The sequence below is a fragment of the Flavobacterium sp. genome, from assembly GCF_044357305.1.
Taxonomy (GTDB): domain Bacteria; phylum Bacteroidota; class Bacteroidia; order Flavobacteriales; family Flavobacteriaceae; genus Flavobacterium.
This window is the reverse complement of the sequence record NZ_JBIKPS010000001.1, coordinates 178434-193667: the sequence shown is the minus strand read 5'-3', so window position 1 is coordinate 193667 and position 15234 is coordinate 178434. Positions and strand designations below refer to the sequence as shown.

General features: G+C 35.0%; 14 protein-coding genes. 11 read left to right on the top strand and 3 right to left on the bottom strand.

Annotation, left to right across the window (positions count from 1 at the left end; all coding sequences use genetic code 11):
- Positions 1-74: 74 nt before the first annotated feature.
- Entirely contained in the window at positions 75-968 is an 894-nt protein-coding gene (locus ACIQ2J_RS00885; protein WP_396165563.1) for a DMT family transporter, read from the bottom strand.
- Positions 961-1320, bottom strand: a complete 360-nt coding sequence (locus tag ACIQ2J_RS00880) for an arsenate reductase family protein (protein WP_396165560.1) — start codon at positions 1318-1320, stop codon at positions 961-963. The genes ACIQ2J_RS00885 and ACIQ2J_RS00880 overlap by 8 nt, the downstream gene beginning before the upstream one ends.
- 152 nt (positions 1321-1472) lie before the next feature.
- On the opposite strand from ACIQ2J_RS00880, the gene ACIQ2J_RS00875 reads away from it, so the two are divergent.
- The 3 genes from ACIQ2J_RS00875 to ACIQ2J_RS00865 are packed head-to-tail and all read left to right on the top strand — an operon-like array spanning position 1473 to position 3554.
- The gene (locus ACIQ2J_RS00875) at positions 1473-1910 is read left to right on the top strand and encodes an acyl-CoA thioesterase (RefSeq protein ID WP_396165558.1); all 438 of its coding nucleotides are present in this window, start codon (positions 1473-1475) and stop codon (positions 1908-1910) included.
- A gap of 15 nt (positions 1911-1925) precedes the next feature.
- Positions 1926-2381, top strand: coding sequence for a DinB family protein (locus ACIQ2J_RS00870; protein WP_396165556.1), 456 nt, complete (start codon positions 1926-1928; stop codon positions 2379-2381).
- Positions 2382-2411: 30 nt separating this feature from the next.
- Complete coding sequence (locus tag ACIQ2J_RS00865; protein ID WP_396165554.1) at positions 2412-3554, top strand: cystathionine gamma-synthase; 1143 nt, start codon at positions 2412-2414, stop codon at positions 3552-3554.
- Between the two features lie 182 nt (positions 3555-3736).
- On the opposite strand, the gene ACIQ2J_RS00860 is transcribed toward ACIQ2J_RS00865, so the two are convergent.
- Entirely contained in the window at positions 3737-4498 is a 762-nt protein-coding gene (locus tag ACIQ2J_RS00860) for a THC0290_0291 family protein (protein ID WP_396165553.1), read from the bottom strand.
- A 261-nt stretch (positions 4499-4759) separates the two neighbouring features.
- On the opposite strand from ACIQ2J_RS00860, the gene gdhA reads away from it, so the two are divergent.
- From gdhA to ACIQ2J_RS00820, 8 genes are all read left to right on the top strand, one after another.
- Entirely contained in the window at positions 4760-6103 is a 1344-nt protein-coding gene (gene gdhA, locus ACIQ2J_RS00855) for an NADP-specific glutamate dehydrogenase (protein WP_396165551.1), read from the top strand.
- A gap of 126 nt (positions 6104-6229) precedes the next feature.
- On the top strand, positions 6230-8548 hold the full coding sequence (locus ACIQ2J_RS00850) for a T9SS type A sorting domain-containing protein (RefSeq protein ID WP_396165549.1): 2319 nt from the start codon (positions 6230-6232) through the stop codon (positions 8546-8548).
- A gap of 104 nt (positions 8549-8652) precedes the next feature.
- Positions 8653-9366 (top strand): DNA repair protein RecO, encoded by a 714-nt coding sequence (gene recO / locus ACIQ2J_RS00845; RefSeq protein WP_396165547.1) that lies wholly within the window; start codon positions 8653-8655, stop codon positions 9364-9366.
- A 61-nt stretch (positions 9367-9427) separates the two neighbouring features.
- Positions 9428-9619: a hypothetical protein gene (locus ACIQ2J_RS00840; protein WP_396165545.1), complete on the top strand. Its 192-nt coding sequence runs from the start codon at positions 9428-9430 to the stop codon at positions 9617-9619.
- A gap of 135 nt (positions 9620-9754) precedes the next feature.
- Entirely contained in the window at positions 9755-10582 is an 828-nt protein-coding gene (locus ACIQ2J_RS00835; protein ID WP_396165543.1) for an alpha/beta hydrolase, read from the top strand.
- Between the two features lie 110 nt (positions 10583-10692).
- Entirely contained in the window at positions 10693-14142 is a 3450-nt protein-coding gene (ileS, locus tag ACIQ2J_RS00830) for an isoleucine--tRNA ligase (RefSeq protein ID WP_396165541.1), read from the top strand.
- A 7-nt stretch (positions 14143-14149) separates the two neighbouring features.
- The gene (locus ACIQ2J_RS00825) at positions 14150-14530 is read left to right on the top strand and encodes a TraR/DksA family transcriptional regulator (protein WP_396165538.1); all 381 of its coding nucleotides are present in this window, start codon (positions 14150-14152) and stop codon (positions 14528-14530) included.
- 95 nt (positions 14531-14625) lie between these two features.
- Positions 14626-15228, top strand: a complete 603-nt coding sequence (locus ACIQ2J_RS00820; protein ID WP_396165536.1) for a lipoprotein signal peptidase — start codon at positions 14626-14628, stop codon at positions 15226-15228.
- The last annotated feature ends 6 nt before the right edge of the window (positions 15229-15234 follow it).

Here is a 15234-nt window from a genome sequence, read left to right as displayed (position 1 = left end):
AAGTGTTCAGTGTTCAGTGTTCACTGCTCAGTTTTATAAGGACATGCTACTGAATACTGAATATGGAGCACTGATTACTGATCACTACTCACTTTCTTCTGAGTTACTAAATAAACTCCCACAAAAATTAATAATGCCGATAGTAATTTTATCCAACTCAGTTCGTCTTTACCTAATCCTACAGCGAAAATAGTTGCAAAAAAAGGTTGCAAATAAACAAAAACCGCAATTGTTGTGGGGTTTAACTCTCTCATGGAAAGCAAGTTGAATAAATACGTAATAAAGGTAGAAAATACTACTACAAATCCAATTTTCCAAAGGATATCCATCGGGATAATAGCCCATTGTACGGCCTGGAATTCATTCCATCCGAAAGGTAAAACCATGATAAATCCGAAGGTATAAATCCATTTTACGAAAGTGAATGCGTTGTATTTATCCATCAATTTCTTAACGATTACAAGGTAAATTCCATAAGAAAAGGCATTGGTAAAAACTAATAAATTTCCTAAAGTAGCATTTGGAGCATTCACCATAGATTTTCCGTAAAGGATTAAAGTTATGGTTCCGGCCAACCCTAAAAGTATCCCAATAACTTTTCGTTTTCTCATTCGTTCTTTTATAATAAAAGCCGAAAGAATTAAAACTATCATTGGCGTGGTAACCATTAAAACGGCTCCCATAATTGGCGAAGTATAACTCAATCCTTTAAAAAAAGAAAGCATGTTTAAAGCTACTCCAAAGAAAGCAGCAGCAATAATTCGAGGAAAATCCCCCATTGCAATTTTTTCTTTTGGTCCGAAAAAGGAAACTAACCAAAATAAAATAACGGCACCACCTACCCGCATGGCAATAAATCCAAAGGGTTCTACGTATTTTGGCATTACATCTTTGGCAATGGTAAACGTCACTCCATAAATTATAGACACTAAAGTTGCGGCTAGTAAAGCCCATTTTCTTTTAGACACTTGCCATGGCTTTAGTTAATTTCAAAATATTGGGTTGCGTGTTTCCAATAAAAATTTCACCATTAAGAAGGATAACAGGGCGACTCAAAAAGGTATAATGTTGTAAAAGATATTTTTTATAATCGTCTTCCGTCAAGGTTTTATTTTTCAAATCCAAGGACTTATACAATTGTGCTTTCTTGCTGAACAAAGCCTCATAACTTCCGGATAAAGAATGTAGTTCTTCTAGTTCTTGTTCGGTAATTGGATTTTGACGAATGTCGTGAAATTCCAATCTATCCGAATTAGGAAGTGATTTTATGATTTTCCTGCAAGTATCGCAGGAGGCTAAATAATATATTTTGTTTGTCATTGGAATTTCTTTTTGCAAAAGTAGGATTTTGAACTGAATATTGAGGTCTTCCAATTCAAACCTTTAAAATAAATGAGTTAAGAAACTATTAATTTAGCTATAGTGTAAGGTTGCTAGGATTATTCTGATTAATTTTGAGAAAAATTATAATAATGAGTACATTTACTAAAACGATATCCATTCGTTGGGCAGATCTAGACCCCAATTTTCATATGCGTCACACGGCTTATTATGATTTTGGAGCACAACATCGTATAGAAATTCTAGCACAACAAGGCTTAACGATGCAAGTCATGAAAGAACAGCATTTTGGGCCCATTGCTTTTCGGGAGGAATGTGTTTTTAGAAAAGAAATTCATTTGGAAGATCAAATCACTATTAGTACCAAAATTGGAAAAATGAAAGCCGATGCTTCTCGATGGACCATCGTGCATGAATTGCGCGACGACAAAAACACCCTTTGCGCGGTTATCACTATTGACGGTGCTTGGATGGATACGCATTTGCGGAAGCTAGCAATTCCAACGCCTAAACTGGCATTGGATGTGATGAATTCCATACCGAAAACAGACGATTTCATATTATTATAATTTAAAAAAATCACTATGGAAACCAGTTTTAACATTAACCAAACCAGCAGAACGGTACTTCGCAATTTTTTAGAAAATCATTCTTTAGAACAATTGAATGCTATTCCTGAGGGTTTTAGTAACAACCTTATTTGGAATATTGGTCATTGTATTGTAGTGCAACAAATGTTGGTCTATAAACTATCCGATTTACCTATGATGATTTACGACGAAATGGCAGATAAATATAAAAGAGGAAGCAAACCAGAACATTCTGTAAGCCAAATAGAAGTAAACGAAATGAAGGCGTTATTGTTTTCTACTTTAGAAAAAACTAAAAAAGATTTTAGCGAAAAGCTATTTCAAAACTATAATGAATTCACCTCGATGTCGGGTTTTACCATGAAATCTGCAACGGATGCCATTGAATTTAACAACTACCATGAGGCGCTTCACCTCGGAATTATGATGCAAATTAGAAAATTTATATAAACTTAGTACCTTTGCTAAAAACAAACTAAAATGAAATTTAATACTAAAGTAATTCACGGTGGACAACACCACGATAAAGTAACTGGAGCAGTAATGACTCCCGTTTTTCAAACCTCCACTTATGCACAAACTAGTCCGGGGCAACCTGTGGGAGATTACGAATACAGCCGTGCTGCTAATCCTACACGTCAAGCATTAGAAGATGCTTTAGCAGCGATAGAAAATGGTGCTCGAGGATTGGCATTCGCTTCTGGTTTAGCAGCTACTGATTGTTTGCTACGCATGTTTAAAGCAGGAGACGAAATCATTGCAATGGATGATTTATATGGTGGAACCTATCGATTATTCACTAGATTATACAAAGATAGCGGCATCAAATTCCATTTTGTGGATATGAACGATTTGGATAAATTCCAATCTTTAATCAACGAAAACACCAAATTGGTATGGGTAGAAACGCCAACCAATCCGTTAATGAAATTGGCAGACATTCAAGAAATTGCCAAAATTACGAAAAAACACAAGCTGCTTTTTGCAGTAGACAATACGTTTGCAACGCCTTATCTGCAAAAGCCACTAGATTTAGGTGCTGATATTGTAATGCATTCGGCAACCAAATACCTTGGTGGTCATAGCGATGTTATTGCTGGAGCACTAATAATTAAAGATAAAACTTTGGGTGAAGAATTGCATTTCAAGCAATTCGCAACTGGAGGAACTCTAGGGCCAATGGATAGCTATTTGGTTTTGAGAGGAATTAAAACCTTGCATTTACGCGTGCAAAGACATTGTGAAAACGGAATGAAAGTTGCCGAATTTTTGAGCAACCATCCGGAAGTAGAACGGGTATATTATCCTGGTTTGCCAGATCATCCGCACCATGATATTGCTGAAAAACAAATGAGTGGTTTTGGTGGAATGGTTTCTTTTACTTTCAAATCGGAAAAAAAAGCAGACGCCATTTCCTTTTTAGAAAAACTAAAAGTATTCACTTTAGCAGAATCTCTAGGCGGAGTTGAATCGTTAGCGAATCATCCGGCATTAATGACACACGCATCCATTCCAGAAGATAAACGATTGGAAGTTGGAATTACCGATGACTTAGTAAGATTGAGTGTAGGAGTGGAAGATATTTCCGATTTAATTTCCGATTTAGAACAGGCATTTAGATAAAAGGTATTGCCGATAATGTGTGAACATTCATTTATTTTTAAAACCGTTAAGATATTAAGATTCATTCATAGTTATGAAAAGCTTAATATCTTAATGGTTTTAATTTATTGGTAAATATTTTGTGTTTCAAAATCCCAGCTGAACTTATAAAGTAAATAACAAATACAACTAGAGTTTATGTATTAATTAAAGTAATATATATACCCTAAATTTAAACCAACACACCAGTCATTACTTTTGTTTTCTTTGTAAAGAGCTTTGTTAGGATTTAATCCATCTACCCAGTCAGAAAAGAAATATTGTCCTCTTACTTCTGCAAAAAGTGAATGGTAGTCAGATAATTTATATCGGGTTCCAATTGCCCCTGTTACTGATGCCACAGTCATTCCACCATTTTTATAGCCTCCCATATATTTTCTAGGGGTGGTTACAGAGGTTCCTAATTCTCCTAAGGTCGATCTACTAGTTACACTCACATAATTAACATGAGGTCCAAAACTTATATAAGGACTGAAACTATAGCCTCTGTTATAATCATCTGTTTTAAATGGGTAATATTCAACTTGAAATCCCAAAGAACTATAAGAAGTTGATCCGTACATGCCTCTAAGTTGATTAGTAAATACCGAGGTGCTAGATGCGTCAACATATTTACCATAATGTTTAAAATCAGCTTTGGTGTAAGATATTTCCAGCCTTAATTTAAAATTATCTTGAAGACCTTTAAAATTATTTATTGTTGACAAATAATAGGATGCACCTATAGAGAATCCACTATTTTTTTCAAAATTTTCAAAATTTCCCCTCTCCCCATAATCGGACTTAAAAAAGACGGGACCAGTAAAAACTCCAACTTCAGTATAACTGCCGCCAAATCCATTTTGAGAATAAGCAGAAAATGTAATTGTTAAAATGGTAATAAAAAGAATTGCTTTTTTAAGCATAATTTTTTTTTTAATTATATAATCGTCAAATATATGAAAACATCATTAGTAATGAAATAAAATAAAAAAAATACTTAAATAAGTGTGAAAAAAAGTTAGAAAGGAATTAAAAAAAGGAGATTATTTTAATTATCATCAAATATTACTAGAGAAAATATAATAATTATGAGAATATAAAAAAAATTGTGCCGTTATTTTAATAAAATGTATATTTGTCAAATATTACGAAAACGTTTTCTTAAACATTAATATTATAATTTTATGTCACAAAGTATCCACAACTTTATTGAAGCGGTTGCTAAAAAAAACCCTAACGAGTCTGAATTTCTACAAGCAGTTAAGGAAGTTGCCGAAACAGTAATCCCATTTATCGAAGAAAATAAAAAGTACGAAGGCAAAATGCTTTTGGAAAGAATGGTTGAACCAGAACGAGTTATCATGTTCCGTGTAACATGGATTAACGACAAAGGCGAAACTCAAGTTAACAGAGGTTACAGAATTCAAATGAACTCTGCCATCGGACCTTACAAAGGAGGAATTCGTTTTCATCCATCGGTTAATTTAAGTATTTTGAAATTCCTTGCTTTCGAGCAAACTTTCAAAAATAGCTTAACCACTTTGCCAATGGGTGGAGGAAAAGGTGGAGCTGATTTTGATCCAAAAGGAAAATCAGATATTGAAATCATGAAATTTTGTCAAGCTTTCATGACCGAATTATCTAAACATATTGGTGCTGATACCGACGTTCCTGCTGGAGATATTGGTGTTGGTGGAAGAGAAGTTGGCTACATGTTTGGTCAATATAAAAGATTAAGAAATGAATTTACTGGAGTTTTAACTGGAAAAGGAATCTCTTTTGGAGGTTCATTAATACGTCCAGAAGCTACAGGATATGGTGATGTGTATTTTGCACAAAGCATGCTTGCAACTAAAGGAGATAGCTTTTCAGGAAAAACTGTAGTAGTTTCTGGATCTGGAAATGTTGCGCAATATGCAACTGAAAAAGCTACGCAATTGGGTGGTAAAGTAGTAACAATGTCCGATTCTTCAGGATATATCTACGATGCAGACGGAATTACAGCTGAGAAATTAGCTTATGTAATGGAAATTAAAAACATTAACTACGGAAGAATTTCAGATTATGTAACTAAATTCCCTAATGCAAAATTCGTTGCTGGTAAACGTCCTTGGGAAGTTAAATGTGATATTGCACTTCCTTGTGCTACTCAAAATGAGTTAAACGAAGAAGAAGCTAAAACATTAGTTGCAAACGGATGTATCTGTGTGGCCGAAGGTGCTAATATGCCTTCTACTCCAGAAGCAGTTATTGCTTTCCAAAACGCAAAAATATTATTTGCTCCAGGAAAAGCTTCTAATGCGGGTGGTGTTGCTACCTCTGGTCTTGAAATGTCACAAAACTCTTTACGTTTAAGTTGGACTTCAGAAGAAGTTGACGATAGACTTAAAGCAATTATGGCAAATATTCACGCAGCTTGTGTAAAATATGGTTCGGATGCAACTGGTTATGTTGACTATGTGAAAGGTGCTAATATTGCAGGTTTTGTTAAAGTTGCCGATGCAATGCTTGCTCAAGGTATCGTGTAATAACAACCTTAAAACTTATATACTAACCTTCTTTCTGTTCGGAAAGAAGGTTTTTTTATTGCGTTATATGAAAATAGATATAATTGCGTTTTATAGTATATTTGCAATTGTAATCTATAGAAAATAATGCTCAAGAGAATTTCATACATCCTAGTTTTATTCAATTTTGCCTTTGGTTTTTCTCAAAATAATCCAAAGTGGCAAGGCTATTTTTCATTCAATCAAATTACAGATATTTCAGAATCTTCTCAAAATATTTTTGCTTCTTCGGAGAATGCTTTTTTCTCTAAGAATCTAGGCACTAATGATATTAAAACCTTCACGTCAGTAGACGGATTGGAAGCCGAAACTATTACTGCTTTTTATCATAGTGAAACAGTAAATAAAACCTTTGTAGGTAACAGCAATGGGTTGTTGTTAATAGTAAACCAAGACGGAACCATTTTATACAAAGCGGGAATTCGTGATGAGGTTCCAGTTCCAGCCGGAATAAAACAAATCAATCATTTTTTAGAATACAACAATAAACTTTATATTTCTACCAATTATGGTATTTCTGTTTTTGATTTAAACACTTTCGAATTTGGCGATACGTATTATATGGGGCCACAAGGAACTTATATATCCGTGCAACAAACCTGTATCAACAACGGATTTATTTATGCTGCTACCCAAGGAAATTCCGCCGGAAGTGGTATTAGAAAAGTGAGTTATACCAATCCGTTTTTAAACGATTACAACCAATGGGTGGATATTTCTGGATACTATTGGGATGGAATTGCCACTTTTAATAACTTGGTTTTTGCCGCGAGAACGGATAATAAATTAATGAAATACGATGGAATTTCTTTAGTTCAAATAGCACAATATTCGCAAAAAATAGTTGACATTAGAACTTACAACAACTACTTAATTGTTGCCACACTCAATGAAGTTTTTGTTTACGATGCTACTATGATTCAAGTGTATCATATTCAAAACACGCAAATACCCAACATTTCACCAACCTTTACTTGCGCAACGGTCATCAATAATGAAGTTTACATTGGTACCACCGAAAACGGGGTGATTACCTCTAGTATTTCCAACCCTACAACCCTGTCGGTTTTACTTCCAAACGGACCAATTGCAAATAAAATTTTTAGGGTAAAAAAAGCTCCGAGTAAGTTATGGGTGACTTATGGAGCTTATGACAATTCATTTGTTCCCACTCCAGATTATTCTCAAAAACCTATTAGTACCTTCAATGCTCAAACAGGCTGGAGCGTTATTCCGTTTAGTCAATTATTCGGAGCACAATCGCTCACGGATGTTGTTCCCAACCCTAAAGATGAAAATGAAGTTTATGTTTGTTCTTTTCAAAGTGGTTTGTTAAAAATTAAAAATGGGGTTACTTCCATTTACAATGAGTTGAGTTCTCCGCCAAACGGTCCCGAAAGCCAACAATGGGTTCCTGTAATTCCAAATTATATTTCGGTAAGAATGAATGGAGCAGCATTTGATAGTAAAAACAATCTATGGATATCTAATGCTCTTGTAAATAAGCCTCTTAAAGAATTAAAATCTACAGCGCAATGGCAAACGTATGATTTTGCTAGCTTGATGGAAAATCCTTATTATGAGAGTTACGGGAAAATGGCAATTGATAAAAACGATACCAAATGGGTGCCTGCATTTCGATCCAACGGATTAATGGCATTTAATGAAAAATACAGTAATAAATTTTTAAGAATTAAAACAGGTTCGGATGGAAACCTACCTTCTATTAGTGTTCGATGTGTAGCAGTAGATAACAAAAACCAACTTTGGATAGGCACTATTCGTGGCTTGCGAATCATCCCTTCCGTGGATTCCTTTGTTACCGAAACCGACATTCAAACCAAAGCAATCATTATTCTAGAAAATGATTTAGCACAAGAATTATTTTACGATCAATTTATTATTGATATTGCTGTAGATGGCGCCAACAGAAAATGGGTTGCTATTGCCGATTCGGGAGTGTACCTTGTATCGTCTAATGGGCAAGAAACCATTTACCATTTCACCAAAGAAAATTCTCCTTTGCCTTCTAATAACATCAACGATATAGAAATAGATGGTGTTACTGGCGAAGTGTTTTTTGCTACCGACAAAGGATTGGTTTCTTTTAAAGGAACTTCAACTGCTGCAAGTGGCGATTTGAATAGTGTATATGCTTATCCAAACCCAGTACGACCAGAATATATCGGAACGGTAAAAATTGCCAATTTAACCAATAAAGCTACCGTTAAAATTACCGATATTGAAGGAAATTTGGTTTACGAAACCACTTCCGAAGGTGGTACTATTGAATGGGATACTACTGCTTTTGGCAAATATAAAGTAGCCTCTGGAGTGTACATGATTTTAGTTTCCGCCCAAGATGGTATTGAGACAACTATTAAAAAAGTAATGATAATTAGATAAAAGTTTGTTGTTTATAGTTTGTGGTTTAACGACCACAAACTATAAACCACAAACTATAAACCACAAACTATAAACCACAAACCATAAACTATAAACCACAAATAATGTTGGTAAAAACCAAAGCGATTGTTCTTTCCTCCTTAAGATACCAAGAAAAAAGTTTGATTGTAAAATGCTTTACGCTGTCGGATGGGCTAAAAAGTTATTTCGTTCCGAGTGCTTATTCTGGAAAAAAATCCAATCAAAAAATTGCTTATTTTCAGCCATTAACTATTCTAGAAATTGAAGCCAGTCATAAGAATAAAGGCACTTTAGAACATTTTAAAGATATCAAACTTGCCACGGCCTTTCAAACCATAAATACCGATGTGGTTAAGAGTACCATGGTGATGTTCCTTTCGGAAATGCTCCACCATAGTATTCAAGAAGAAGAAAAAAATGAAGATTTATTCACTTTTTTGGAAACGGCTTTAACTTGGCTCGATACCCACGAAGAAACTTCCAATTTTCATTTGATTTTACTTTTAGAAACTACCAAATTTCTAGGCTTTTACCCAGACATTTCCGATGTTGATGCTAAATTTTTCGTTATGAATGAAGGATTTTTCACTCCTTTTCAAGGAATTAGTTGCCTCTCGGAACACGAAACTTTTTTGTTTCAAAAACTAATTGCTTTAAAATTTGACTCCGACCAAAAAGTATTTGCAGGAATTGAACGTCAAATACTACTAAAAATTCTTTTGGAATATTATACCATTCACCTCGACGGATTTAAAAAACCAAAATCACTAGAGGTTTTAAAAGAAGTTTTTAGTTAAGTAGCTTTTTAACTACTTGAACTTTAATTTTATTATATTTGTATAAATAAAAATCTGATTTATGAACTCTAATTATCGTTTCAAATTTGATACTGAACCTACAGACAATGAATTGAACTTATTGATGAAAGATGTATTGAAAGACGTAAAATCAAGAGCAAAAACTGCGGAAATAAAATTTAAGAAACTTCAAAAACTTCAAATTGAAAAAGCAATCCAAAGACAAAACCAGCAAATAAATGGAAACGTTTAGACCAAAACTTCTTTTTAGAACTAAAAACGGGAAACTTGAAAGATTTTATTCAGACATCAATCAATGGGCTAAACCTATTTTAGAAAGTTGTAGTGTTTAATTTTTTAATTTTCATTCCATCTTAATTTACCCCAAATGAAGAAAGTATTCATCCTTTTATTTTTTGCAAATGCATTTTTCGCAAATGCACAACAGAAATACATTACGGAAACGGACATCCATTATTATGACGAAAACACTAATAAAAAAGATCCGTATATAAATTCTCAATGTACTCTGGATTTTTATTATCCCGAAAATAAAAAGGATTTTGCAACAATCATTTGGTTTCACGTTGGCGGACTAACAAAAGGGAAAAAACAAATCCCTAAAGCCCTGAAGGATAAAGGCTATGCCGTAATCGGTGTGGAATATCGACTTTCTCCTAATGTTACTGCGCCAGCCTATATTGAAGATGCTGCAGCAGCAGTTTCCTGGGTATTTAATACTATTGAAAAATATGGAGGTAACAAAAAATTAATTTTTATTTCCGGACATTCTGCAGGTGCTTATTTGGGAACAATCATAACTATGGACAAGTCGTATTTGGCAAAATACAGCATCGATCCTATGGAAATAGCCGGACTAATTTCTTTTAGCGGACAAGCCATTACACATTTTACCATCCGAAAAGAGCAAGGAATTAAAAGCACGCAACCAACAATTGATAAGTATGCTCCAATTTTTTACGTTAGCGCAGATACCCCTCCAATTTTGCTCATAACTGGCGATCGCGAAATGGAATTATTAGGGCGTTACGAAGAAAATGCCTATTTCTTACGAATGATGAAATTGAACAACAATAAAGATATCCGATTATATGAATTGCAAGGATTTGACCATTCCGGAATGGCCGAACCAGCCTACCCTTTATTATTAAATGAAGTGGAAACTATTTCCAAAAAAATCCTTGAAAAGAAGTAAAAAATCCTCTTAAACACTTCATTTCAAATCAAAACCTCAACTTTTGACTTTCAACTTTTGATTTCGGCATAAATTTATTACTTTCGCAAATCGTTTATATAAAAGGCAAAATGAGCACAAAATTCACGGAATACAAAGGACTTGACTTGCCAACGGTAGCGTCAGAAGTTCTAAAATTTTGGAAAGAAAAGAACATCTTTGAACAATCAGTAACTTCACGAGAAGGAAATACCCCATTCGTTTTTTTTGAAGGACCACCTTCTGCTAACGGATTGCCTGGTATTCACCACGTAATGGCGCGTGCTATTAAAGATATTTTTTGTCGTTATAAAACGCAAAAAGGGTTCCAAGTGAAGCGTAAAGCCGGCTGGGACACTCATGGTTTGCCAGTAGAATTAGGAACCGAGAAAGAATTAGGCATCACTAAAGAAGACATCGGGAAAACCATTTCGGTAGAAGAATACAACGAAGCGTGTAAGAAAACCGTAATGCGCTATACGGATGTTTGGAACGACCTTACCGAAAAAATGGGTTATTGGGTAGATATGGAAGATCCGTATGTGACCTACAAATCCAAATACATGGAAACCGTTTGGTGGTTGCTAAAGCAAATTTACAACAAAGATTTACTATACAAAGGCTACACAATACAACCCTATTCTCCAAAAGCCGGAACAGGATTATCTTCTCACGAAGTAAACCAACCCGGAAGTTATAGAGATGTAACGGATACCACCGTAGTCGCACAATTTAAAAGCCCCCTAACCCCCGAAGGGGGAACTGCAAACGATGTCTTAAAAGCATTTCGTCTTTCCTCCCTCCCCTTTGGGGAGGGTCGGGGAGGGGATTTATATTTCCTTGCTTGGACCACCACACCTTGGACTTTACCAAGTAATACAGCATTAACCGTTGGACCAAGAATTGATTATGTTTTGGTAGAAACGTTCAACCAATATACCTTCCGTCCTGCGAAAGTTATTTTGGCTAAAAACCTTGTTGGAAAACAATTCGGAAAAGGATTTTTTGAATCTAACGAACCTTCTGATTTTGAAAATTTTAAAGAAGGAGATAAAAAGATTCCATTTCAAATTCTAGCCGAATGCAAAGGCGCTGATTTAGTTGGAATTCGTTACGAGCAATTGATGCCATTAGCGTTGCCGTATCAAAATCCAGAAAATGCGTTTAGAGTAATTGCTGGAGATTTTGTTACCACCGAAGACGGAACTGGAATTGTACATACTGCACCAACTTTTGGAGCAGATGATGCTAAAGTTGCCAAAGAAGCAACTCCAGAAGTGCCGCCAATGTTAGTTTTGGATGAAAACGGAAATCCAGTTCCTTTAGTAGATTTACAAGGTAAATTTATTCAAGGTTTGGGAGAATATTCTGGCAAATACGTTAAAAACGAATATTACAACGATGGGGAAGCCCCCGAACGTTCTGCCGATGTGGAAATTGCCATCCAATTAAAAGAAGAAAACAAGGCTTTTAAAGTCGAAAAATACGTACATAGTTACCCACATTGTTGGAGAACCGACAAGCCAATATTATATTATCCGTTAGATTCTTGGTTCATCAAAGTAACCGAAATCAAAGATAGAATGTTCGACCTGAACGATACCATCAACTGGAAGCCAAAAGCAACTGGTGAAGGACGTTTTGGAAATTGGTTAAAAAATGCCAACGATTGGAACTTATCGCGTTCCAGATATTGGGGAATTCCATTGCCAATATGGAGAACCGAAGACGGAACGGAAGAATTATTAGTTGGATCGGTTGCAGAATTATGTTCGGAAATTGAGAAATCTATCGCAGCAGGTTTCCAAAAAGAAAATCCGTTTCAAGGGTTTGAAGTTGGAAACATGAGCGAAGAAAACTACGATTTAGTCGATTTACATAAAAATGTAGTCGATGGAATTGTGTTGATTTCCCCTTCCGGAAAGGAAATGAAACGGGAATCCGATTTGATTGATGTTTGGTTCGATTCGGGTGCGATGCCTTATGCGCAATGGCATTATCCATTTGAAAACAAAGATTTAATTGACGAAAATAAAGCATTCCCAGCCGATTTTATTGCGGAAGGAGTGGATCAAACTCGTGGATGGTTCTATACTTTACACGCTATTGCAACGTTGGTTTTTGATAAAATTGCTTATAAAAATGTAGTTTCTAATGGATTAGTATTGGATAAAAACGGACAAAAAATGTCCAAACGTCTAGGAAATGCTGCAGATCCATTTGAAACTTTAGCAGAATATGGTCCGGATGCTACACGTTGGTACATGATTTCTAATGCCAATCCGTGGGACAATTTAAAATTTGATTTAGAAGGAATTGCTGAGGTTCGTAGAAAATTCTTCGGAACTTTATACAACACCTATTCGTTCTTTAGTTTGTATGCTAATATCGATGGTTTTACCTATGCTGAAGCAGAAATTCCGTTAAACGAAAGACCAGAAATTGACCGTTGGATTTTATCCGAATTGCATACTTTAATACAAGAAGTAGATGATTTTTATGAAGAATACGAGCCAACTAAAGCAGCAAGAGCCATATCTAATTTTGTGCAAGAAAACCTTAGTAACTGGTACGTTAGACTGTGCAGAAGACGTTTCTGGAAAGGCGAATATGGCACCGATAAAATTGCTGCCTACCAAACATTATACACGTGTTTGTTAAACGTAGCGAAACTTTCGGCACCAATTGCTCCTTTTTTCATGGACAAACTTTACAGAGATTTAACGCAGGCAACACAATCAGAAGAATTTGACAGTGTACATTTGGCAAAGTTTCCAAGTTCGGTTGAAAACTTTGTTGATAAATCGTTGGAGAGCAGAATGATGAAAGCTCAGACGGTTTCTTCATTAGTATTATCCCTTCGAAAAAAGGAAATGATTAAGGTGCGACAACCTTTGCAAAGGGTAATGATTCCGATACTTGACGAGAACCAACGTGCTGAAATTGAGGCAGTTTCTGAGTTGATAAAAGCAGAAGTAAACGTCAAAGAAATTGAACTTTTAGACGATGCATCGGGAGTATTAGTGAAGCAAATTAAGCCTAATTTCAAAGCCCTCGGACCTCGATTTGGGAAAGATATGAATCTGATTGCTAAAGAGATACAAGGTTTAACGGCGGAACAAATCAATGAGTTGGAAGCCAAAGGTGAACTGTCACTTGTTATTTCAGGAAATAGTGTAATTTTAACCTCCCAAGATGTAGAAATTACTTCACAGGATATACCGGGATGGTTAGTTGCAAGTGCCAACGGAATTACAGTGGCTTTAGACATAAACATTTCTGAAGAATTAAAGCAGGAAGGAATAGCAAGAGAACTGGTAAATAGAATTCAAAACATTCGTAAAGATTCTGGATTTGAAGTTACAGACAAAATAAAAGTTCAAATTCAACACCATGTGGAATTGGAACCAGCAATAAAAAATAATGAAGAATATATTATGTCGGAAACCTTAACCAAGGAATTACTTTTTGTAGAAGAAGTACCAAATGGCATAGAAATTGAGTTCGACGATATAAAAACTAAAATATTAATCTCAAAATAGAATACAGATGATTGATGAAATAATGAAATACTCCGAAGCTGATTTAGCCGAGTTCAAAGAAATTATCCTTAACAAAATTGAAAAAGCACAAACCGATTTAGAATTAATCAAAAGTGCTTATATGAATGATTTAAATAATGGTACCGACGATACATCGCCTACTTTTAAAGCATTTGAAGAAGGAAGCGAAACCATGAGTAAAGAGGCAAACTCGCAATTGGCAATTCGTCAAGAGAAGTTCATTCGCGATTTAAAAAATGCGCTTTTCCGTGTAGAAAACAAAACCTACGGGGTTTGTAAAGTAACTGGAAAGTTAATTGGTAAAGAACGATTGAAAATCGTTCCTCATGCAACTATGAGTATCGAAGCGAAAAACTTGCAACGATAAAACCTCTTTTTATATACAATTCAAAACGCTCCTTTTTAGGGGCGTTTTTTTTAGAAAAATAATACTACTTTTGCAGTCAGCAAATCCAGAAAAACATGAAACTACGCAATTCGGCATTTATTATCTTTTTGATATTAGTTATAGATCAATATTCAAAGATGTTTGTAAAAACGAATTTTGTTTTAGGCGAACAAGTAGAAGTTTTTAGATGGTTTAAAATTTTGTTTATTGAAAATGAAGGAATGGCTTGGGGAACTGTTATTCCTGGGGAATATGGCAAGTTGTTTTTAACGATTTTCCGAATTTTCGCTGTTGGTGCCATCGGATATTGGCTTTGGGATGCTACTAGAAAAAACAGATCGCGCTATTTAATAGTTGCTATTTGTTTGATTTTTGCAGGAGCATTCGGAAACATTATTGATTCGGTTTTTTATGGCGTAATGTTTGACGATAGCCACCACCATCTAGCCACATTTTTCCCAAAAACTCCTTACGGAACTTTGTTTCATGGTAAAGTGGTAGATATGTTTTACTTCCCTTTTATTGAAGATTATTTAATGCCTAGTTGGGTTCCTTTTCTTGGCGGAAAACAAATTACGTTCTTCAATGCTATTTTTAATGTTGCCGATTTTGCTATTTCTACCGGAGTTGGAATCTTGATTTTCTTCAACAAAAAAGCTTTCGCACATTCTAATTAATACAAC